The sequence below is a fragment of the Paenibacillus sp. SJS-P3 genome, assembly GCF_056711585.1.
Genome location: NZ_CM160043.1, coordinates 4,054,866 through 4,071,244 on the forward strand (window position 1 = coordinate 4,054,866; position 16,379 = coordinate 4,071,244).

Consider the following 16,379-nt stretch of genomic DNA (forward strand, 5'->3'; position numbering starts at 1 on the left):
GTTCTATGTATTGAATCATCGAACACCAGGTATAAACAGGCTTTCAAGCTTGCGCCTTGAAAACTGGATCGAACGAATAGGATGGATGCTGAGTCCATTTGCTTTTCTTACATGGCTAGCGAATCGTATTCCGATTCATTCTCGCCATGTCTCGCTCACGGTCATCGTCTTACGACAATCTCCCGTGATGCTTGATCCATAGGATAAGCCCTCGACCGATTAGTATTCGTCAGCTGCACGCATTGCTGCGCTTCCACCTCGAACCTATCAACCTGGTCGTCTACCAGGGGTCTTACATACTGGGAAATCTCATCTTGAGGGGGGCTTCGCGCTTAGATGCTTTCAGCGCTTATCCCGTCCGTACGTAGCTACCCAGCGGTGCTCCTGGCGGAACAACTGGTACACCAGCGGTACGTCCATCCCGGTCCTCTCGTACTAAGGACAGCTCCTCTCAAATTTCCTGCGCCCACGACAGATAGGGACCGAACTGTCTCACGACGTTCTGAACCCAGCTCGCGTACCGCTTTAATGGGCGAACAGCCCAACCCTTGGGACCTACTTCAGCCCCAGGATGCGATGAGCCGACATCGAGGTGCCAAACCTCCCCGTCGATGTGGACTCTTGGGGGAGATAAGCCTGTTATCCCCAGGGTAGCTTTTATCCGTTGAGCGATGGCCCTTCCATTCGGTACCACCGGATCACTAAGCCCGACTTTCGTCCCTGCTCGACTTGTAGGTCTCGCAGTCAAGCTCCCTTATGCCTTTGCACGCTGCGAATGATTTCCAACCATTCTGAGGGAACCTTTGGGCGCCTCCGTTACATTTTAGGAGGCGACCGCCCCAGTCAAACTGCCCGCCTGACACGGTCCCTGTACCGGTTTCACGGTACCAGGTTAGAACTCCGATACGATCAGGGTGGTATCCCAACGGTGCCTCCACCGAAGCTGGCGCTCCGGCTTCCTAGGCTCCCACCTATCCTGTACAGATCGTACCAAAGTCCAATATCAAGCTGCAGTAAAGCTCCATGGGGTCTTTCCGTCTTGTCGCGGGTAACCTGCATCTTCACAGGTATTAAAATTTCACCGGATCTCTCGTTGAGACAGCGCCCAAGTCGTTACGCCATTCGTGCGGGTCAGAATTTACCTGACAAGGAATTTCGCTACCTTAGGACCGTTATAGTTACGGCCGCCGTTTACTGGGGCTTCGGTTCACAGCTTCGGGTTGCCCCTAACCGCTCCCCTTAACCTTCCAGCACCGGGCAGGCGTCAGCCCGTATACTTCGCCTTACGGCTTCGCACAGACCTGTGTTTTTGCTAAACAGTCGCTTGGGCCTTTTCACTGCGGCCCCCTCGGGCTATTCACCCTACCGAGGCACCCCTTCTCCCGAAGTTACGGGGTCATGTTGCCGAGTTCCTTAACGAGAGTTACTCCGCGCGCCTTAGCATGCTCTGCTCGCCTACCTGTGTCGGTTTGCGGTACGGGCACCTTCGCCTGGCTAGAAGCTTTTCTTGGCAGCTGGAGATCATGACCTTCGGTACTAAAATTTCCCTCCCCATCACAGCCCAGCCTTACGGTTTGCGGATTTGCCAACAAACCAGCCTCACTGCTTGGACGGACACATCCATCGGTCCGCGTCACTACCCTTCTGCGTCACTCCATTGCTCATAACGGCTTACGGTGGTACAGGAATATCAACCTGTTGTCCTTCGACTACGCCTTTCGGCCTCGCCTTAGGTCCCGACTTACCCTGAGCGGACGAACCTTCCTCAGGAACCCTTAGGCTTACGGCGGATCAGATTCTCACTGATCTTTTCGTTACTCATACCGGCATTCTCACTTGTGTACTGTCCACCAGTCCTTACGGTCTGACTTCAACCTATACACAACGCTCCCCTACCCAAGTACCATAGGTACATGCCATAGCTTCGGTGGTGTGTTTAGCCCCGTTACATTTTCGGCGCAGAGTCACTCGACCAGTGAGCTATTACGCACTCTTTAAATGGTGGCTGCTTCTAAGCCAACATCCTGGTTGTCTGGGCAACTCCACATCCTTTCCCACTTAACACACACTTGGGGACCTTAGCTGATGATCTGGGCTGTTTCCCTCTTGACGATGGATCTTAGCACTCACCGTCTGACTCCCGGTTATACATGACTGGCATTCGGAGTTTGACTGGACTTGGTAACCCTTGGCGGGCCCCGCACCCAATCAGTGCTCTACCTCCAGCATGCTCAACACCGAGGCTAGCCCTAAAGCTATTTCGGGGAGAACCAGCTATTTCCGAGTTCGATTGGAATTTCTCCGCTACCCCCACCTCATCCCCGAATTTTTCAACATTCGTGGGTTCGGGCCTCCAGTGCGTGTTACCGCACCTTCACCCTGGACAGGGGTAGATCACACGGTTTCGGGTCTACACCCACGTACTATGGCGCCCTATTCAGACTCGCTTTCGCTGCGGCTCCGTCTTCCCGACTTAACCTTGCACGTGAACGTAACTCGCCGGTTCATTCTACAAAAGGCACGCCATCACCCATATAGAGGGCTCTGACTTCTTGTAAGCGCACGGTTTCAGGTTCTATTTCACTCCGCTCCCGCGGTGCTTTTCACCTTTCCCTCACGGTACTGCTTCACTATCGGTCGCCAGAGAGTATTTAGCCTTGGCAGATGGTCCTGCCGGATTCCCACGAGGTTTCACGTGTCTCGCGGTACTCGGGATCCGTCTCGGAGGGAATGAACTTTTGGGTACAGGGCTTTTACCTCTTGTAGCGGGCCTTTCCAGACCTCTTCGCCTAACCCATTCCTTTGTAACTCCATGTGAGACGTCCCACAACCCCAGGAGGCAAGCCTCCTGGTTTGGGCTAATCCGCGTTCGCTCGCCGCTACTGACGGAATCACTATTGTTTTCTCTTCCTCAGGGTACTTAGATGTTTCAGTTCCCCTGGTATGCCTCACGCAGAGCTATGTATTCACTCTGCAGTAACTGGACATTACTCCAGCTGGGTTTCCCCATTCGGAAATCCCCGGATCAACGCTTGCTTACAGCTCCCCGAGGCCTATCGTGGTTCGCCACGTCCTTCGTCGGCTTCTGGCGCCTAGGCATCCTCCGTGCGCTCTTAGTAGCTTAACCTAAGGCTGTATAGCCTGGTTAAGAAACAGCTAAGGATGTTTCAGCATTTCATATTCGTTCGTATCCAGTTTTCAAGGAACAAGTGTCGCTGCAACCATGTCCAAGGACATAACCGCAACTATTTTTTCGGCGCAAGAATGCACCGCTTGGCGACGTCCTACTCTCCCAGGACCCTGCGGTCCAAGTACCATCGGCGCTGGAAGGCTTAACGGTCGTGTTCGGGATGGGTACGCGTGGTTCCCTTCCGCCATCGCCACCAAACGATGAAGAAATCTTGCTTGAAAGAGACTTGCTCTTTCAAAACTGACAACGAGTGAGGGACAAGCCGGTTGGAATCTTGCGATTCCGATTTGAAACCCGAGGGTTTCTCGTGAGGCATCTGGCGATGCCTCGGTTTTGAATGCTTCCGTTGCAGGAAGCGATTCTCCATAGAAAGGAGGTGATCCAGCCGCACCTTCCGATACGGCTACCTTGTTACGACTTCACCCCAATCATCTACCCCACCTTCGGCGGCTGGCTCCCTTGCGGGTTACCCCACCGACTTCGGGTGTTGTAAACTCTCGTGGTGTGACGGGCGGTGTGTACAAGACCCGGGAACGTATTCACCGCGGCATGCTGATCCGCGATTACTAGCAATTCCGACTTCATGCAGGCGAGTTGCAGCCTGCAATCCGAACTGAGACCGGCTTTTAAGGATTGGCTCCGCCTCGCGGCTTCGCGGCCCGTTGTACCGGCCATTGTAGTACGTGTGTAGCCCAGGTCATAAGGGGCATGATGATTTGACGTCATCCCCGCCTTCCTCCGGTTTGTCACCGGCAGTCATTCTAGAGTGCCCACCCGAGGTGCTGGCAACTAAAATCAAGGGTTGCGCTCGTTGCGGGACTTAACCCAACATCTCACGACACGAGCTGACGACAACCATGCACCACCTGTCTCCCCTGTCCCGAAGGCCGCACCTATCTCTAGGTGATTCAGGGGGATGTCAAGACCTGGTAAGGTTCTTCGCGTTGCTTCGAATTAAACCACATACTCCACTGCTTGTGCGGGTCCCCGTCAATTCCTTTGAGTTTCACTCTTGCGAGCGTACTCCCCAGGCGGAATGCTTATTGTGTTAACTTCGGCACCAAGGGTATCGAAACCCCTAACACCTAGCATTCATCGTTTACGGCGTGGACTACCAGGGTATCTAATCCTGTTTGCTCCCCACGCTTTCGCGCCTCAGCGTCAGTTACAGCCCAGAAAGTCGCCTTCGCCACTGGTGTTCCTCCACATCTCTACGCATTTCACCGCTACACGTGGAATTCCACTTTCCTCTTCTGCACTCAAGCCTTGCAGTTTCCCGTGCGACTTGGGGTTGAGCCCCAAGATTAAACACCGGACTTACAAAGCCGCCTGCGCGCGCTTTACGCCCAATAATTCCGGACAACGCTTGCCCCCTACGTATTACCGCGGCTGCTGGCACGTAGTTAGCCGGGGCTTTCTTCTCAGGTACCGTCATGGCGGAAGCAGTTACTCTTCCACCCGTTCTTCCCTGGCAACAGAGCTTTACGACCCGAAGGCCTTCCTCACTCACGCGGCGTTGCTCCGTCAGACTTGCGTCCATTGCGGAAGATTCCCTACTGCTGCCTCCCGTAGGAGTCTGGGCCGTGTCTCAGTCCCAGTGTGGCCGATCACCCTCTCAGGTCGGCTACGCATCGTCGCCTTGGTGAGCCGTTACCTCACCAACTAGCTAATGCGCCGCAGGCCCATCCTCAAGTGACAGATTGCTCCGTCTTTCCCGATCTCTCCAGGAGGAGAGATCGCATATCCGGTATTAGCATCCGTTTCCGGAGGTTATCCCAGTCTTGAGGGCAGGTTGCCTACGTGTTACTCACCCGTCCGCCGCTAACCTTGTCCCGAAGGACAAGATCCGCTCGACTTGCATGTATTAGGCACGCCGCCAGCGTTCGTCCTGAGCCAGGATCAAACTCTCCATAAAGGTGTTTGACTTGCTCATTTATAACGTTGACTTGCTTCACTCGTTGTTCAGTTTTCAAAGAACAAATTCAGTTGCGATCGCCGGTACTGCTTGTCCGTTTTTCGCGTCCGTACCGTGTATCTCTCGGCCGGAATTAGAATATACCATGCTTACGTTGATTTGCGCAACCCTTTTTCTAAAAAAAATCAAAAAAAGATGATATGACCTATATAAACCCGAACGGTCTGAAATTCCCCTTCTACTATATGCGTTCATTTATAGCTGTTTATTGTCCTTTCTGTTCCTCCTCTCCCTTTTGTTTCTTCAATCTTTGATCCCGTCGCCCGCGATTAATGCGCATCCCCGTGCGCCTCCCCTTCTTTTAGAATCCGCTCCTGCACCCGATCCTTTTACGTCAAAGCCCCGCACTTTCTTCCCATATTGAATATTGCTCTACTGCCTCATCCATTCTTCTCCACCACCTCTGACTTCACGAACGGCTTCCTGCAGCAGCTGTTGGTTGCATAAAAGACAAGCCTTCAAAAAAGGGTTTGCAAATTCGAGGCCTTAACATTAAAATAAATTTAACGTTAATTATTACTACATGTTCATAAAAGTTGAATGGAGTGATGACGATGAGCATCCCCGCCGTTGCAGCTGCAGCCCCAGCTCAAGGTATCAGAGGTTTAAGAAAGCATAAGCCCTTTTTATTTCTGCTGGCGGCCCGAGTCATTTCGCGTTTCGGAGACTCTCTCGACTCCATCGCCTACAGCTGGATGGTCTATATGCTGACCGGCTCCAAGCTCCTCATGGGTACCATCTTCGCCATCAATTTCATTCCAGGCATCGTCTTCAGCCTGTTCACGGGAGTCCTCGTCGACCGCTGGTCCAAAAAAACGGTCATCATCACCTCCTATGCTGCACGCGGGGCAATCGTAGCCTTGACCGCTCTTCTCTACTGGAAAGGCTGGCTTCAGCCTTGGCATTTGTTCATCTTCACCTTCATGAACTCCTCCTTCGAATGCTTTTCCAGCCCTGCTGAAATGTCGGTGGTTCCCCGGCTTCTGCCCAAAGAGCTGCTGCTGAGCGGCAACTCCCTAAGCGCTTCGTCCTCGCGGACTGCCGAGCTTGCAGGCGTAGCGGCGGCAGGCGCCCTGATTGCCGCCTTCGGCTTGTCAGGAGCCATCCTGATCGATGCCGGCACCTTTTTCACGGCTGCCGCGGTACTGGCATTCATGAGGATCTCTCCGATTGAAGATCGTCCTCCTGCAATTTCTTCCTCGGCGGCCGCATCCTCCGAAGCAACCTATTGGAGCCAGTTCAAGGAAGGCATGTCATTCGTGAGGTCCCATCGCCTGATCATGCTGACGATGCTCACCGCCGCCGTGCTCAATGTATGCCTCACCCCCCATAACGTCATGGAGACGGTATATGTCAAAGAAGTTCTGCATTCCGGTCCATCGGGCCAAAGCATCATGGGAATCGGATTCATGGGCGGCATGATCGTCAGCGGCTTGCTGATCAGCGCCTACGGCGCGCGTTTTCGCAAAAGCTCTCTCATCGTCTTCGGCTGTTTGCTGCTTGGCGCCAGCCAGGCGCTGTATATAATCCCATCTTTGATCCAATGGCAGCCGCTGGCCGTTGTCACCGTCTTTTCCATCATGGGCGGATTCGCGGTTCCCATGATCGGAACGCCCGTGTCCACCTATATGATGGAGGTGACTCCAAAAAACATGCTTGGCCGAATCGGCGCTCTTTCCGGGATGATCGGCTCCTCGCTCATTCCGCTCGGTTCCGTGGTAACCGGCTTTGCCGGCCAGCATCTGCCCATTCAGACCCTCTATCTCCTTGCGGGCCTGATCATGATCATCCCTGGGCTGCTGCTTTTAACCGAAAAGAATTTCATGAAAATATAGTATAATAAGGAGAGCATGTACGAAGCAGCAGACAGGAGTGGCCCTTATCGAAACGAAGGTACTCAAGACGATCGAGGAGATCCGGATTTTTTCCGATCCATACCGGATGAAAATCATGAATTTCTTTCATAAATCCGACCATCCGGCAACGATCAAGGAAATTGCGGACCGAATGGGCGAAGTTCCGGCCAAAGTGTATTATCATGCCCGCAAGCTCGAAAGGATCGGCCTGCTGGAGCTGGTCGAGACGAAGCAAATCAACGGAATTACGGCAAAATTCTATAAAGCTTACGAAGGAACCGTCAATATCAGCCGGGATGAGGGGGATGACCAGTCCATTCAGGAAATCTTCCGTTCCGAATCCCAGAAGCTGGCTTCCAATATGTTCGACTCCGCGAAGGAGAAATATCTTGCGAGTTCTGAAAAGGGACGGAAAAGAACCGGCACTCTATCCAACTCGGACGTCTATCTGACCAAGGAAGAAGCCGAGGAATTCCTGAAGCTTGCCATCGATTTCGCGCAGGCCCACTCCAAGCGGACCCGAAACGAGCAAGCGGAGTACCATCTTTTCCTTTCCCTATCTGCGATGAGCGAAGAAGGACCGGAGAGGAGCTAAAGCCCTAGCTGAAAGCCATGGACTACCGCATAGGCGGCAGGCTTCCTTCGTGAATAGACTGTATGAACCGCTTTACGCGAAGGATGAGGTAATGTGAAAATAGACCTGGGCTGCGGGACGATCAAGCATCCAGGATGCCACGGGATCGACAAGCTGTCCTATGATGGCGTCGATCTCATCCATGATTTCGATTCCCAGCTTCCGTTCGAGGATGGAACCGTCGGCTCATATCGCGCGAACCGCCGGTATCGTCAACTGCTCAATTAGCATGCCCCCGGTACTGGACGCGCCATCCGGTCTGTTACGTCGATCCGGACGGATACAAGCTTTCCGGCAGCCGGAATTGGTCCCTGATGGAAGAAGCCGTCGTCTTGCCGATAGAAGAAGAGGATGCCGAGCAGGAAAATGCCGACTGCCCGGAATTAGCCCATCCGCAGCAAGCGTGCCGGAAACCAGAAGCACCGTAAATGAAATGAAAGCCGTCAGGATCGATTCCTGCGGCTTTTTCCGCCTTTCATACAGGGGACGACAGCATGATGCGCATCATGGACGTTCCTTGCCGGCCTTATACATCTATGCGACGATGGAAACAATCGCTTCATGAGCATGCAGATTGATAGGGGAGGAACAGCCGTGCAGGATATATTTGTCACATCGGACCATCATTTTGGACACAGGGAAATCATCGATTATGAATCCCGGCCGTTCGCCGATGCCGGGGAAATGGATGCCGTCATGATCCAACGCTGGAATGAGGCCGTCTCCGCAGGAGATACCGTCTACCATCTGGGCGACTTCTCCTTTGGCGGCTTGAGCAGAACCCGGGAAGTCGTCGGCGCCCTGAACGGGTACAAGCATCTGATCCTCGGCAACCACGACCGTGACCGGAGCCGCCAGTGGTGGCTTGAAGCCGGCTTCGACGAGGTGCACGAGCAGCCGATCGTATACCGCGGCTTCTATTTCCTCAGCCACGAGCCCATGTACATGAACCGCAGCATGCCTTATCTGAACGTGCACGGACATATCCATGGACAGAAATACGCCGGGCGGAGTTATTTCAACGTCTCGGTCGAGCATTGGGAATATCGTCCTGTTTCCTTCGCACAGGTGCTGGAATTCGTTTCTTCCGGAGAAGAGCAGCCCACATGAATGCGGACCTGCCTGATCGTTGCATCGGCAGCCCGGACAGCTTGACTCGCCTCATCCCATTTTCGCCTTTAATGTAATAAAAAAGCTTCCCGGCCGCAATGGCCGGGAAGCTTTTTCTCCTTGGACGGGTCAGTCCATCCAAGCGTACAGACGATAGATCAGCACGGCTGCCTCGGCGCGTGTCGTCAGGCCTGCCGGATTCAGACTGCTGCCATCTCCCCTCAGCAATCCGGCCTTGACGAGCGCCGCAGCGGCCTCAGCCGCATACGCCGCCAACAAGGAGCGGTCCGCATAACCGTCCAGCTCGGCCGCTGCCGCCGCCGGCACCGGCTTGCCTGCCAGCTTCAGGGCTCTGAATGCGAGCGACATCATTTCCTGCCTCGTAATCGGAGCCATGGGATCGAAGCTTCCATCCTCCCTGCCTGCCGCGATTCCAAGCGATTTGGCGACAGCTGCCTCCTCCTCATAGTATGAGCCCGCGGGGACATCCGCGAAGGATTCGACTGCTTCGCCGCTGAGACCGAGCGCCCTCACGAGCATGACGACGAAGTCGGCACGGCGCACATTCGTGGATGGCGTGAACACTTCCGCTCCGGTTCCCGTGATGACGCCCTTGGCGGCCAGAGCGTCTATAGCTTCGGCGGCCCATGTCAGATGGGCCGTATCCTTGAATTTCTTGACCACATATTCAATCTGGAACTCCCCAAGCAGGGAAGTCTGGAACTCGACACTGCCTGAGCCCGCTCTGTAGCGGGCGGTCGGCACGGCTGCGGCGATTCCTCTTTCGTCCACCATCCGCACCGTTATGCGCTGCGGATGCGTGGACTCTTCCTCGCTTGCCGAGTACGGCAGCTTGACCCTTACCGCTTGCAGCTTGCCGCGCCACATGAGAGATTTGCCGGCAGCCGAAAGGGTGATGCGTGCCCCGGCTTGGCTTGATGCGCCTTGAATCCGGGCCATTTCGAGCTGCACAGTTCCGGACGTGAGATCGCCATACCCTTTCAGCATTTTCGCCGGAAGCGTCACGATCCCGGCAGCCGTCCGAATCTCAAGCGCGGCTTTGCCGTCTGTAAGAGCGGCTGCCGGTATGGAGATTCGATACCCTTTCGCTCCCGACAAGGCGGGAACTTGAATCGAGATGACCGCCGCTCCCTGACTTGCAGCACGCTGCAGCTCATCGGCGTCAATGGAGGCAACAGCGATTCCCGATGCGGAATCGAGCACTGGAACGGCGGTTGTGATATCTGCGCCCGAAGGTGCCGCCGATGCAGATGGCGATGGCGACGGTGTCGGCCAGTATGGCAGCCAAGGCGTCTCGCTTGGCGTTGTCGACGGCGTCGCGCTTGGCGTCGCCGACGGCGTCGCGCTTGGCGTCGCCGACGGCGTCGTACTTGGCGTCGCCGACGGCGTCGTGCTTGGCGTCGCCGACGGCGTCGTGCTTGGCGTGGCCGATGGCGACTCGCTTGGCTGCGATTTGCCGGTCACATACGTGAATGCGGCCGTGAAGCTGCCGGGCAAGCCATCCTTGAACGCGGCTGCACGGATGACAGCAATTCCGGATACGGCGATCGGACCGGCTGCCGCGATGCCGTTGTCAGGCGAAGGCAGCGAGCCGTCCAGCGTGTAGTACACCGTCGCGCCATCGGTCGAGCTCGCAAGCAGCAGCTCCTGCGGCGAGTCATACTTGCCGGCTTTCAGGGAAGCGGACGGAACCGCTGCCCGGCTGACCGCCGGCTGGTTCTCTTCGGTCGTCGGCTCCAGCCGGATCCAGTCGATGTTGAAGCCGTCTCCTTGATCCAGCACGCCGATTTCCTGCACGCCCCCGTTCAGGGAGACGATATGGGAGACGGTCTTGTACGCGCCCCAATCGCCTGTGGAAGGCAGGGCCGCGGTGCCTTTCAGCTCGCCGTCCGCGAACAGGGCTGCGGATACTCCTCCTTGCTTCGTCGCGTAGCGGTAGGTCGCCTTGTAGTTGCCGTCCTGCGGGACGTCCACCCGATAACGCAGCAGATTGCCCGCATTCGTGTAGCCCACGTTGGCCGTTCCGGCTGCTTTATTCGTCTCGATGGCATTGCGTCCGGAATCGAAGTAGCTCTCCGCTTCGATGGTCAGAATGCCGCCAGTGTCCGCAGCGAAGGTCCGGATCGGCTCAATGGCCAGAGCTCCGATCTCGAAGCCCTCCACGTTCGCGGCAAGGCGCAGCGTGACTTCACCTTTCGGCAACGCGGCCGTCTTGCGGCTCTTGACCCAATTGCCGTAAATCTGCGGGACGTCGTACGACGCCAGGACAGCATCTCCGACCTTGAGATCGAACGCGCCCATGCCACCGGCTTGAGAACTCATTTCAAGCGTGAAGGTGTAGCTTCCCGATTCCGGGACATTCAGCTTGTAGTCGATCCAGTCGCCGGCCTTGATGCCGGTCAGCTTATGGCCGTCCGCCGCTCCGCCCGCGCCTTCGGAAGGGCCGCTCATGGCGGCGTAATCAAGCGCGGTTGCGGTGCCCGGAACCGGGATAAGCGGCGGGTTGTCCTTGCGGACGATGCGCGGCCCGATCTCGATCCAGTCCAGCGATACATCCGTTCCGCCAACGGTCAGGCGGAGCGAGTGCGCCCCTTTGGACAACGGAATGGCCGAGGTCATTGTCGTCCATTCATCGGACGCGGCAAGCGAATCCTGTTGGACAGTTCCTCCTCCGTCCAGCTTCCAGGAAGCTTCGGCGGCCGAGTCTCCTCCACCGGTCCGATAACGGTAGGTCAGCAGATAAGCGCCGTCCTCCGGCACGCTGACCCGGTAGTCCAGCCAGCTGCCCGGAACGGTGCCGGCCGCTCCATCCTCGATGAGGACGCCGGAGGACTCGTCCGCCTGCTCGGCTTGAATCCGCTTCGGCAGGGCGGCGGCGCTATCGCTGGCCGTCGTCAATCGAATGTCGCGCAAGCTGTATCCGGTTCCCTCCGCCGTCACGCTCAGAGCGTGCTCGCCGGCCGGCAGCGCCAGCTTCACCCGCGCATAGCCGAACGGATTCGGCCCTGCGTAAGTATCGCGCGTCACCGTCAGGTTCCCGACGTCTGAGCCGTCGATCGCGATCGCCGCTGAAGCGCCGGAAGGCTGCCCGGCATAACCGAGATCCAGGAAGTAACTGCCGGCCTTCTTGACCGTCAGGCCGTACGTGAAGGAAGCCGGCTCGGAAGCCCCGCCTTCATTGAGGCCATATACGGCGCCTGTAACCGTATCGGTCTGGTAGACACCTCGTGCGCTGTCAAAGTCCGCCGCGCGGAAGCTGCCCGGGGCCGTCCGGCCCAGCTCGGGACGAATCCACGAGAACGTGGTCACCGCCTTGGCCGGAACGACCGCAGAAATTTGCGTGCCGTCGCTCATGAGCTTGATCGGCTGGTCCTTGTCGGTCTGGTTGATGGCGACGGTTACGACCTTCCGTCCGTCCGGACTGACAAAGGCCACATTCGTCACGGTGTCGGAAGAGCCGTAATCGCTCTCGATCCGCTTGTAGCCCGGGAGCACGAATTTGGAGAATTGGCCCATCAGGTACGTCTCCGGCGCGATCCAGTAGTTGTCACGGTCCGAGGAATCCTGGATGACCGGAGTCGGATCCGGCGTGCCGACCCATTGATGGGACTTGATGTCGCTGTCGAGCATGACGACCCAGGAATTGTAGCTGCGCGCCCAATTGCGGAAGTACTGGGCGATGCGGTCGGCTCCCTTCGTGCCCCAGACCGCGCGTTCGGTCAAGTAGACATTTTTGTCCGGGAACAGGTCATGCAGCTTGGTCATCTCGCTCAGCTCTCCGCCGTAATCGTGGAAAGCCGTTCCGTCCACAGCCGCGTATGCGGCCTTGTCGCGCAGAAGCTGGGCCGGGTAAGCCATCGTGTCGCCCGGATTATGGTCGAACGTGAGCAATCCGACCTGTCCGAAGCCCGCCGCATCCAGCTTCTGGCGAAGCAGCACCATCAGCCTGGCCTGCTGCTGCCAAGGCATTTTCGTACTCGGATAATCGATCTCCAGCAGAGGCTCGTTCTGCACGGTCAGCATTTCCATCGGAATGCCTTCCGCTTGGTAGGCCTGCACGAACTTCACGAGATAGTCCGCATAGACCGGCAGATACTCCTCCTTGATTTCTCCGCGGATCATGCTGTCCGTCGTTTTCATCCAGCCCGGCGCGCTCCATGGGGAAGCGAAGAATTTCACGTCCGGGTTGATCGCCTGGATTTCCTTCAGCGTGGAAATGATGTGCAGGTCGCGGTCCTTCTGAATCGAGAAATGCTCCAGACCCGGATCGGTCTGTCCTGCCGGCATGTCATCATACGTGTAGAACGGCTGCCCGGTGAAATCGGCCGTGCCGATCGTCACGCGGACAAGGCTCATGCCCGCCCCTTCCGCCGGATCGAACAGCTTGCCCAGCAGCTCCTTGCGCTTGTCCGCCGACATCTTGGCGAGATTGCCGACCGTCGATTCCTCCATCGACGAGCCGATGCCGACCATGGATTGGTACGTCACATCCGGATCGAGCGAAATAACCGTTCCAACGGCTTCGTTCGGCCGGACAATATCGAGAGGCTGCTGCTGCTGCAGCTTTTTGTCCTCCGGCTTGGAACGGTCCGCGTAATACCACTGGATATTGCCGGGATCGCGTTCGCTGGTCGTCCAGCTCTGCACCGCGTCCGCCTGAACCACCTCCGGTACCGTACCGTCTCCCGGATCCCCGGTGCCGGGCTGGCCCTCATCAGCGGGAGCGTCTCCCGTGCGTATGAACTTCAGCCAGTTGAGATTCATGCTCCCTCCGGTGAACAGGACGCGCAGGCTCTGCCTGCCTTCGGCGGATATCGGAACGCCATGCATGACGGCCGTCCCCCAATCCTGGTAGCTGTTGATTTTCGGCAGCTTCACGGAGCCTAGCTCCTTGGCGGTTCCGTCCAGAATCTTGACGCCCGATGAATCTCCCCAAGAGGCGTAGCGCACCTCGACGTCGTACAGGCCGCTTTGCGCGTGGACGTCGTATTGGAGCCAGGCGCCGGCATCGATATAACCGACGTTCTTGCCTCCGCCTTCATCCTGGGTATTCTGCGTCTGCACCGCTCCCGGCGCGCTCATCGCGCTGTAATCCTCCGCCTGCACGATGCCCGGAACCGGAATGCTCGTGTCCGGCTGGGCCGGGGGCTGGGGCAGATCATCCGGAGTCTGCTGCGACTTGTTCAAGCCGTAACCCGTCTTGAACAGGAACTGCCCGGGATCGTCGACATGATCGTAGGCGCTCAGGCTGAAAGGCCATTTCAGCGGCAGCTTGCCCGTAAAGTCCTTGTCCCCGAGAAGAACGTCCGCGACTCCATCGCCCTCCGTGCCAGGGAGCCAGGCGGCTATAAGCCCCTGGATGTCCTTCAGCTGGTCACCGATCGTCATCGGACGGCCCGACACGAGCACGAGCACGATCGGCAGCTCCGGATCGGCAGCCCGAACGTTGGCCAGCGTGGCCAGATCCTCCGTATTCAGGTTCAGGTTGGACGTATCCCCGTCCGATTCGGCATACGGCATCTCGCCGACAACGACGATGGCCGCGTCATGGCCTTTGGCGCCGCGGCCATGCTCGTTATAGGTCACCTTCTTGCCGCTGGACTCGGCCGCCTTCTGCAAGCCTTTCAGAATCGTCGTGCCTTTGGTGATCGTTCCGGCGCTGCCCTGCCATGTGATCGACCAGCCGCCTGCCTGCCTGCCGATATCGCTCGCCGCCTTGCCGGCAACGAAAATATCCTTCATTCCGGACAGCTGGGACAAGATCGGCGACTCGGAGCCGTCCTCGCTTGGGACGGCATCGTTCTTGAGCAGCACCAGCGACTGCGCTGCCGCTTCGCGGGCCACCGCCCGGCTCTGAGCCGAGCCGAATGCGGCCTGTTGATCCGGGTCGGACTTCGGATGCTCGAAGACGCCGGAATCGAACTTCACCGTCAGGATCCGCGACACGGCGTCATCGATCCGAGCCTGTGAGATTCCGCCTTCCTCGGCCAGCTGCTTGAGGTCGGTCACGACCTCCTTCCATTTGTCCGGCTCCATGATCATGTCGACGCCCGCGTTGACGGCCGTCTTGACCTGGGCCTTCAAGCCGCTCACGGCGTTGCCCTGCCAGTCCTTCGTAATCTGGTCGATCGCGTTGTAGTCGGAGACGACGAAGCCCTTGAACCCGAGCTCTCCCTTGAGCTTATCCTGCAGAAGCCGCTGGTTGGCGTGCATCTTGAGGCCCTGAATGCTGTGGTACGAAGCCATCACCGTGCCGACGCCCGCTTGGACGGCAGCTTCGTACACCTGCTTTTCGAGCTCCCAGATCTGTTCCTCCGTGTACCCCGTCACATTGCCCTGGTTGGAGCCGTTGTCGGTATAGCCCTCTCCGATAAAATGCTTCGCCGTGGCGACGACCTTGTCCGGCCGCTTCAAGTCCTCGGGCTTCCCGCCCTGCAGCCCCTTGATGTAAGCCGCTCCAAGCTCGGCCGCAACGGCTGGATCGTCGCCGAAGCCTTCGTAGGTTCGGCCCCAGCGGATATTTTGGACGTCGGCGAGCGTCGGCGCGAACGTCCAGTTGATGCCGGTGGCGCGGATTTCCGCCGCAGCCGCAGCGCCAACCTGTTCCGCCAGCTCGGCGTTATGCGTTGCCGCCAGGCCGATATTATGTGGAAACAGAGTGGCGTCCTTGACGTTGTTGTGGCCATGCACGCCGTCGACACCGTACAGGATCGGAATGCCCAGACGCGTCGACAGAGCGCCGTCCTGGTAGCCGTTGTACAGCTTGGTCCACTGCTCGAGCGTGCTGTCGGCCAGCTTGCCGTTCGGGAACGAGCCGCCGCCGCTGAGCACCGAGCCGAGCCCGTAGGCCAGTACATCCTCCGGAGTGACGGATGCCCGTTCCGCCTGGACCATCTGGCCGACCTTCTCGTCCAGCGTCATCCGGCCGAGCAGATCCGCGACCCGCTCCGATGTCTCTTTGGAAGGATTGAAATAAGCCGGCAGCGACGCCGGATCTGCCGGCGCGGCGGCGGCATGAAGCGGCAGCAGGCCGAGCAGCAGCGATCCGGCTGTCGCTCCAGCCAGCCACCGTACCGCCGGGCGGCGGACGGACGGGAATCGGCGGCTGTACCGCCCGTTCCTGGAATCATCGGCCTGGATTCTTTTCATTGTTGACATGAATGGCTTGAACCTCCCTGTGAGCTGAATAAGGCCAAAATGTTATCGATTACATTTTGCGGAATGAATCCGATTTACTTTACCGCCTTGCTTCCCCTTCGCCATCCAAACAGCACCCAAATTACGTAAGCGTTTCCATTTCGAAGCAGCAAGCTTGTCTCTGCAGGACCAGCGCCATCCCATCAAACGAGGCGATAGCAGCCATGCGATAAAGACGGCTCAAGCGATCAGGGCTGTCCCGCGAAGAAGAGCAAAAGCAGCAAGTATCCCTTTCACTATAGAGTCGCGGCGAATAAGAAGGCAAGGGACCAAACTCCCGGAATGCAGACCATTCAACATTCGGCAGCGGCGTTTCATTTGCTATGTTTGGCAGGTCTTTTGCCTCTATCCGATATGAATTCGATTACGTCCAGTCGTGCCGATGTCCTGTCCTCT

General features: G+C 57.5%; 5 protein-coding genes and 3 rRNA genes. 4 read left to right on the forward strand and 4 right to left on the reverse strand.

Going from position 1 to position 16,379, the window contains the following annotated elements; translation table 11 throughout:
* Positions 1 to 199: 199 nt before the first annotated feature.
* The 3 genes from AC06G8_RS18740 to AC06G8_RS18750 form a co-directional block, all read right to left on the reverse strand.
* Positions 200 to 3,127 (reverse strand): 23S ribosomal RNA (locus tag AC06G8_RS18740).
* Between the two features lie 144 nt (positions 3,128 to 3,271).
* Positions 3,272 to 3,388 (reverse strand): 5S ribosomal RNA (gene rrf, locus AC06G8_RS18745).
* Positions 3,389 to 3,559: 171 nt separating this feature from the next.
* A 16S ribosomal RNA gene (locus tag AC06G8_RS18750) occupies positions 3,560 to 5,105 on the reverse strand.
* Together the 16S, 23S and 5S rRNA genes form the textbook arrangement of a ribosomal RNA operon.
* Before the next feature lie 614 nt (positions 5,106 to 5,719).
* On the opposite strand from AC06G8_RS18750, the gene AC06G8_RS18755 reads away from it, so the two are divergent.
* From AC06G8_RS18755 to AC06G8_RS18770, 4 genes are all read left to right on the forward strand, one after another.
* Positions 5,720 to 7,000: an MFS transporter gene (locus AC06G8_RS18755; RefSeq protein WP_447664405.1), complete on the forward strand. Its 1,281-nt coding sequence runs from the start codon at positions 5,720 to 5,722 to the stop codon at positions 6,998 to 7,000.
* A gap of 37 nt (positions 7,001 to 7,037) precedes the next feature.
* Entirely contained in the window at positions 7,038 to 7,616 is a 579-nt protein-coding gene (locus AC06G8_RS18760; protein ID WP_480283537.1) for a helix-turn-helix domain-containing protein, read from the forward strand.
* 93 nt (positions 7,617 to 7,709) lie between these two features.
* On the forward strand, positions 7,710 to 7,883 hold the full coding sequence (locus AC06G8_RS18765; RefSeq protein ID WP_480283538.1) for a hypothetical protein: 174 nt from the start codon (positions 7,710 to 7,712) through the stop codon (positions 7,881 to 7,883).
* A gap of 366 nt (positions 7,884 to 8,249) precedes the next feature.
* A complete protein-coding gene (locus AC06G8_RS18770) occupies positions 8,250 to 8,765 on the forward strand; it encodes a metallophosphoesterase (RefSeq protein WP_447664402.1) in 516 nt (171 codons plus the stop codon).
* A 129-nt stretch (positions 8,766 to 8,894) separates the two neighbouring features.
* Here the strand turns inward: AC06G8_RS18770 and AC06G8_RS18775 are convergent, their stop codons facing one another.
* Positions 8,895 to 15,944, reverse strand: coding sequence for a glycoside hydrolase family 3 N-terminal domain-containing protein (locus tag AC06G8_RS18775; RefSeq protein ID WP_480283539.1), 7,050 nt, complete (start codon positions 15,942 to 15,944; stop codon positions 8,895 to 8,897).
* Positions 15,945 to 16,379: the final 435 nt, after the last annotated feature.

Excerpts from the sequence above, each read along its gene's own strand:
- AC06G8_RS18755 (WP_447664405.1), top strand. The coding sequence starts at position 5,720 with ATGAGCATCCCCGCCGTTGCAGCTGCAGCCCCAGCTCAAGGTATCAGA.
- AC06G8_RS18775 (WP_480283539.1), bottom strand. The coding sequence starts at position 15,944 with ATGTCAACAATGAAAAGAATCCAGGCCGATGATTCCAGGAACGGGCGG.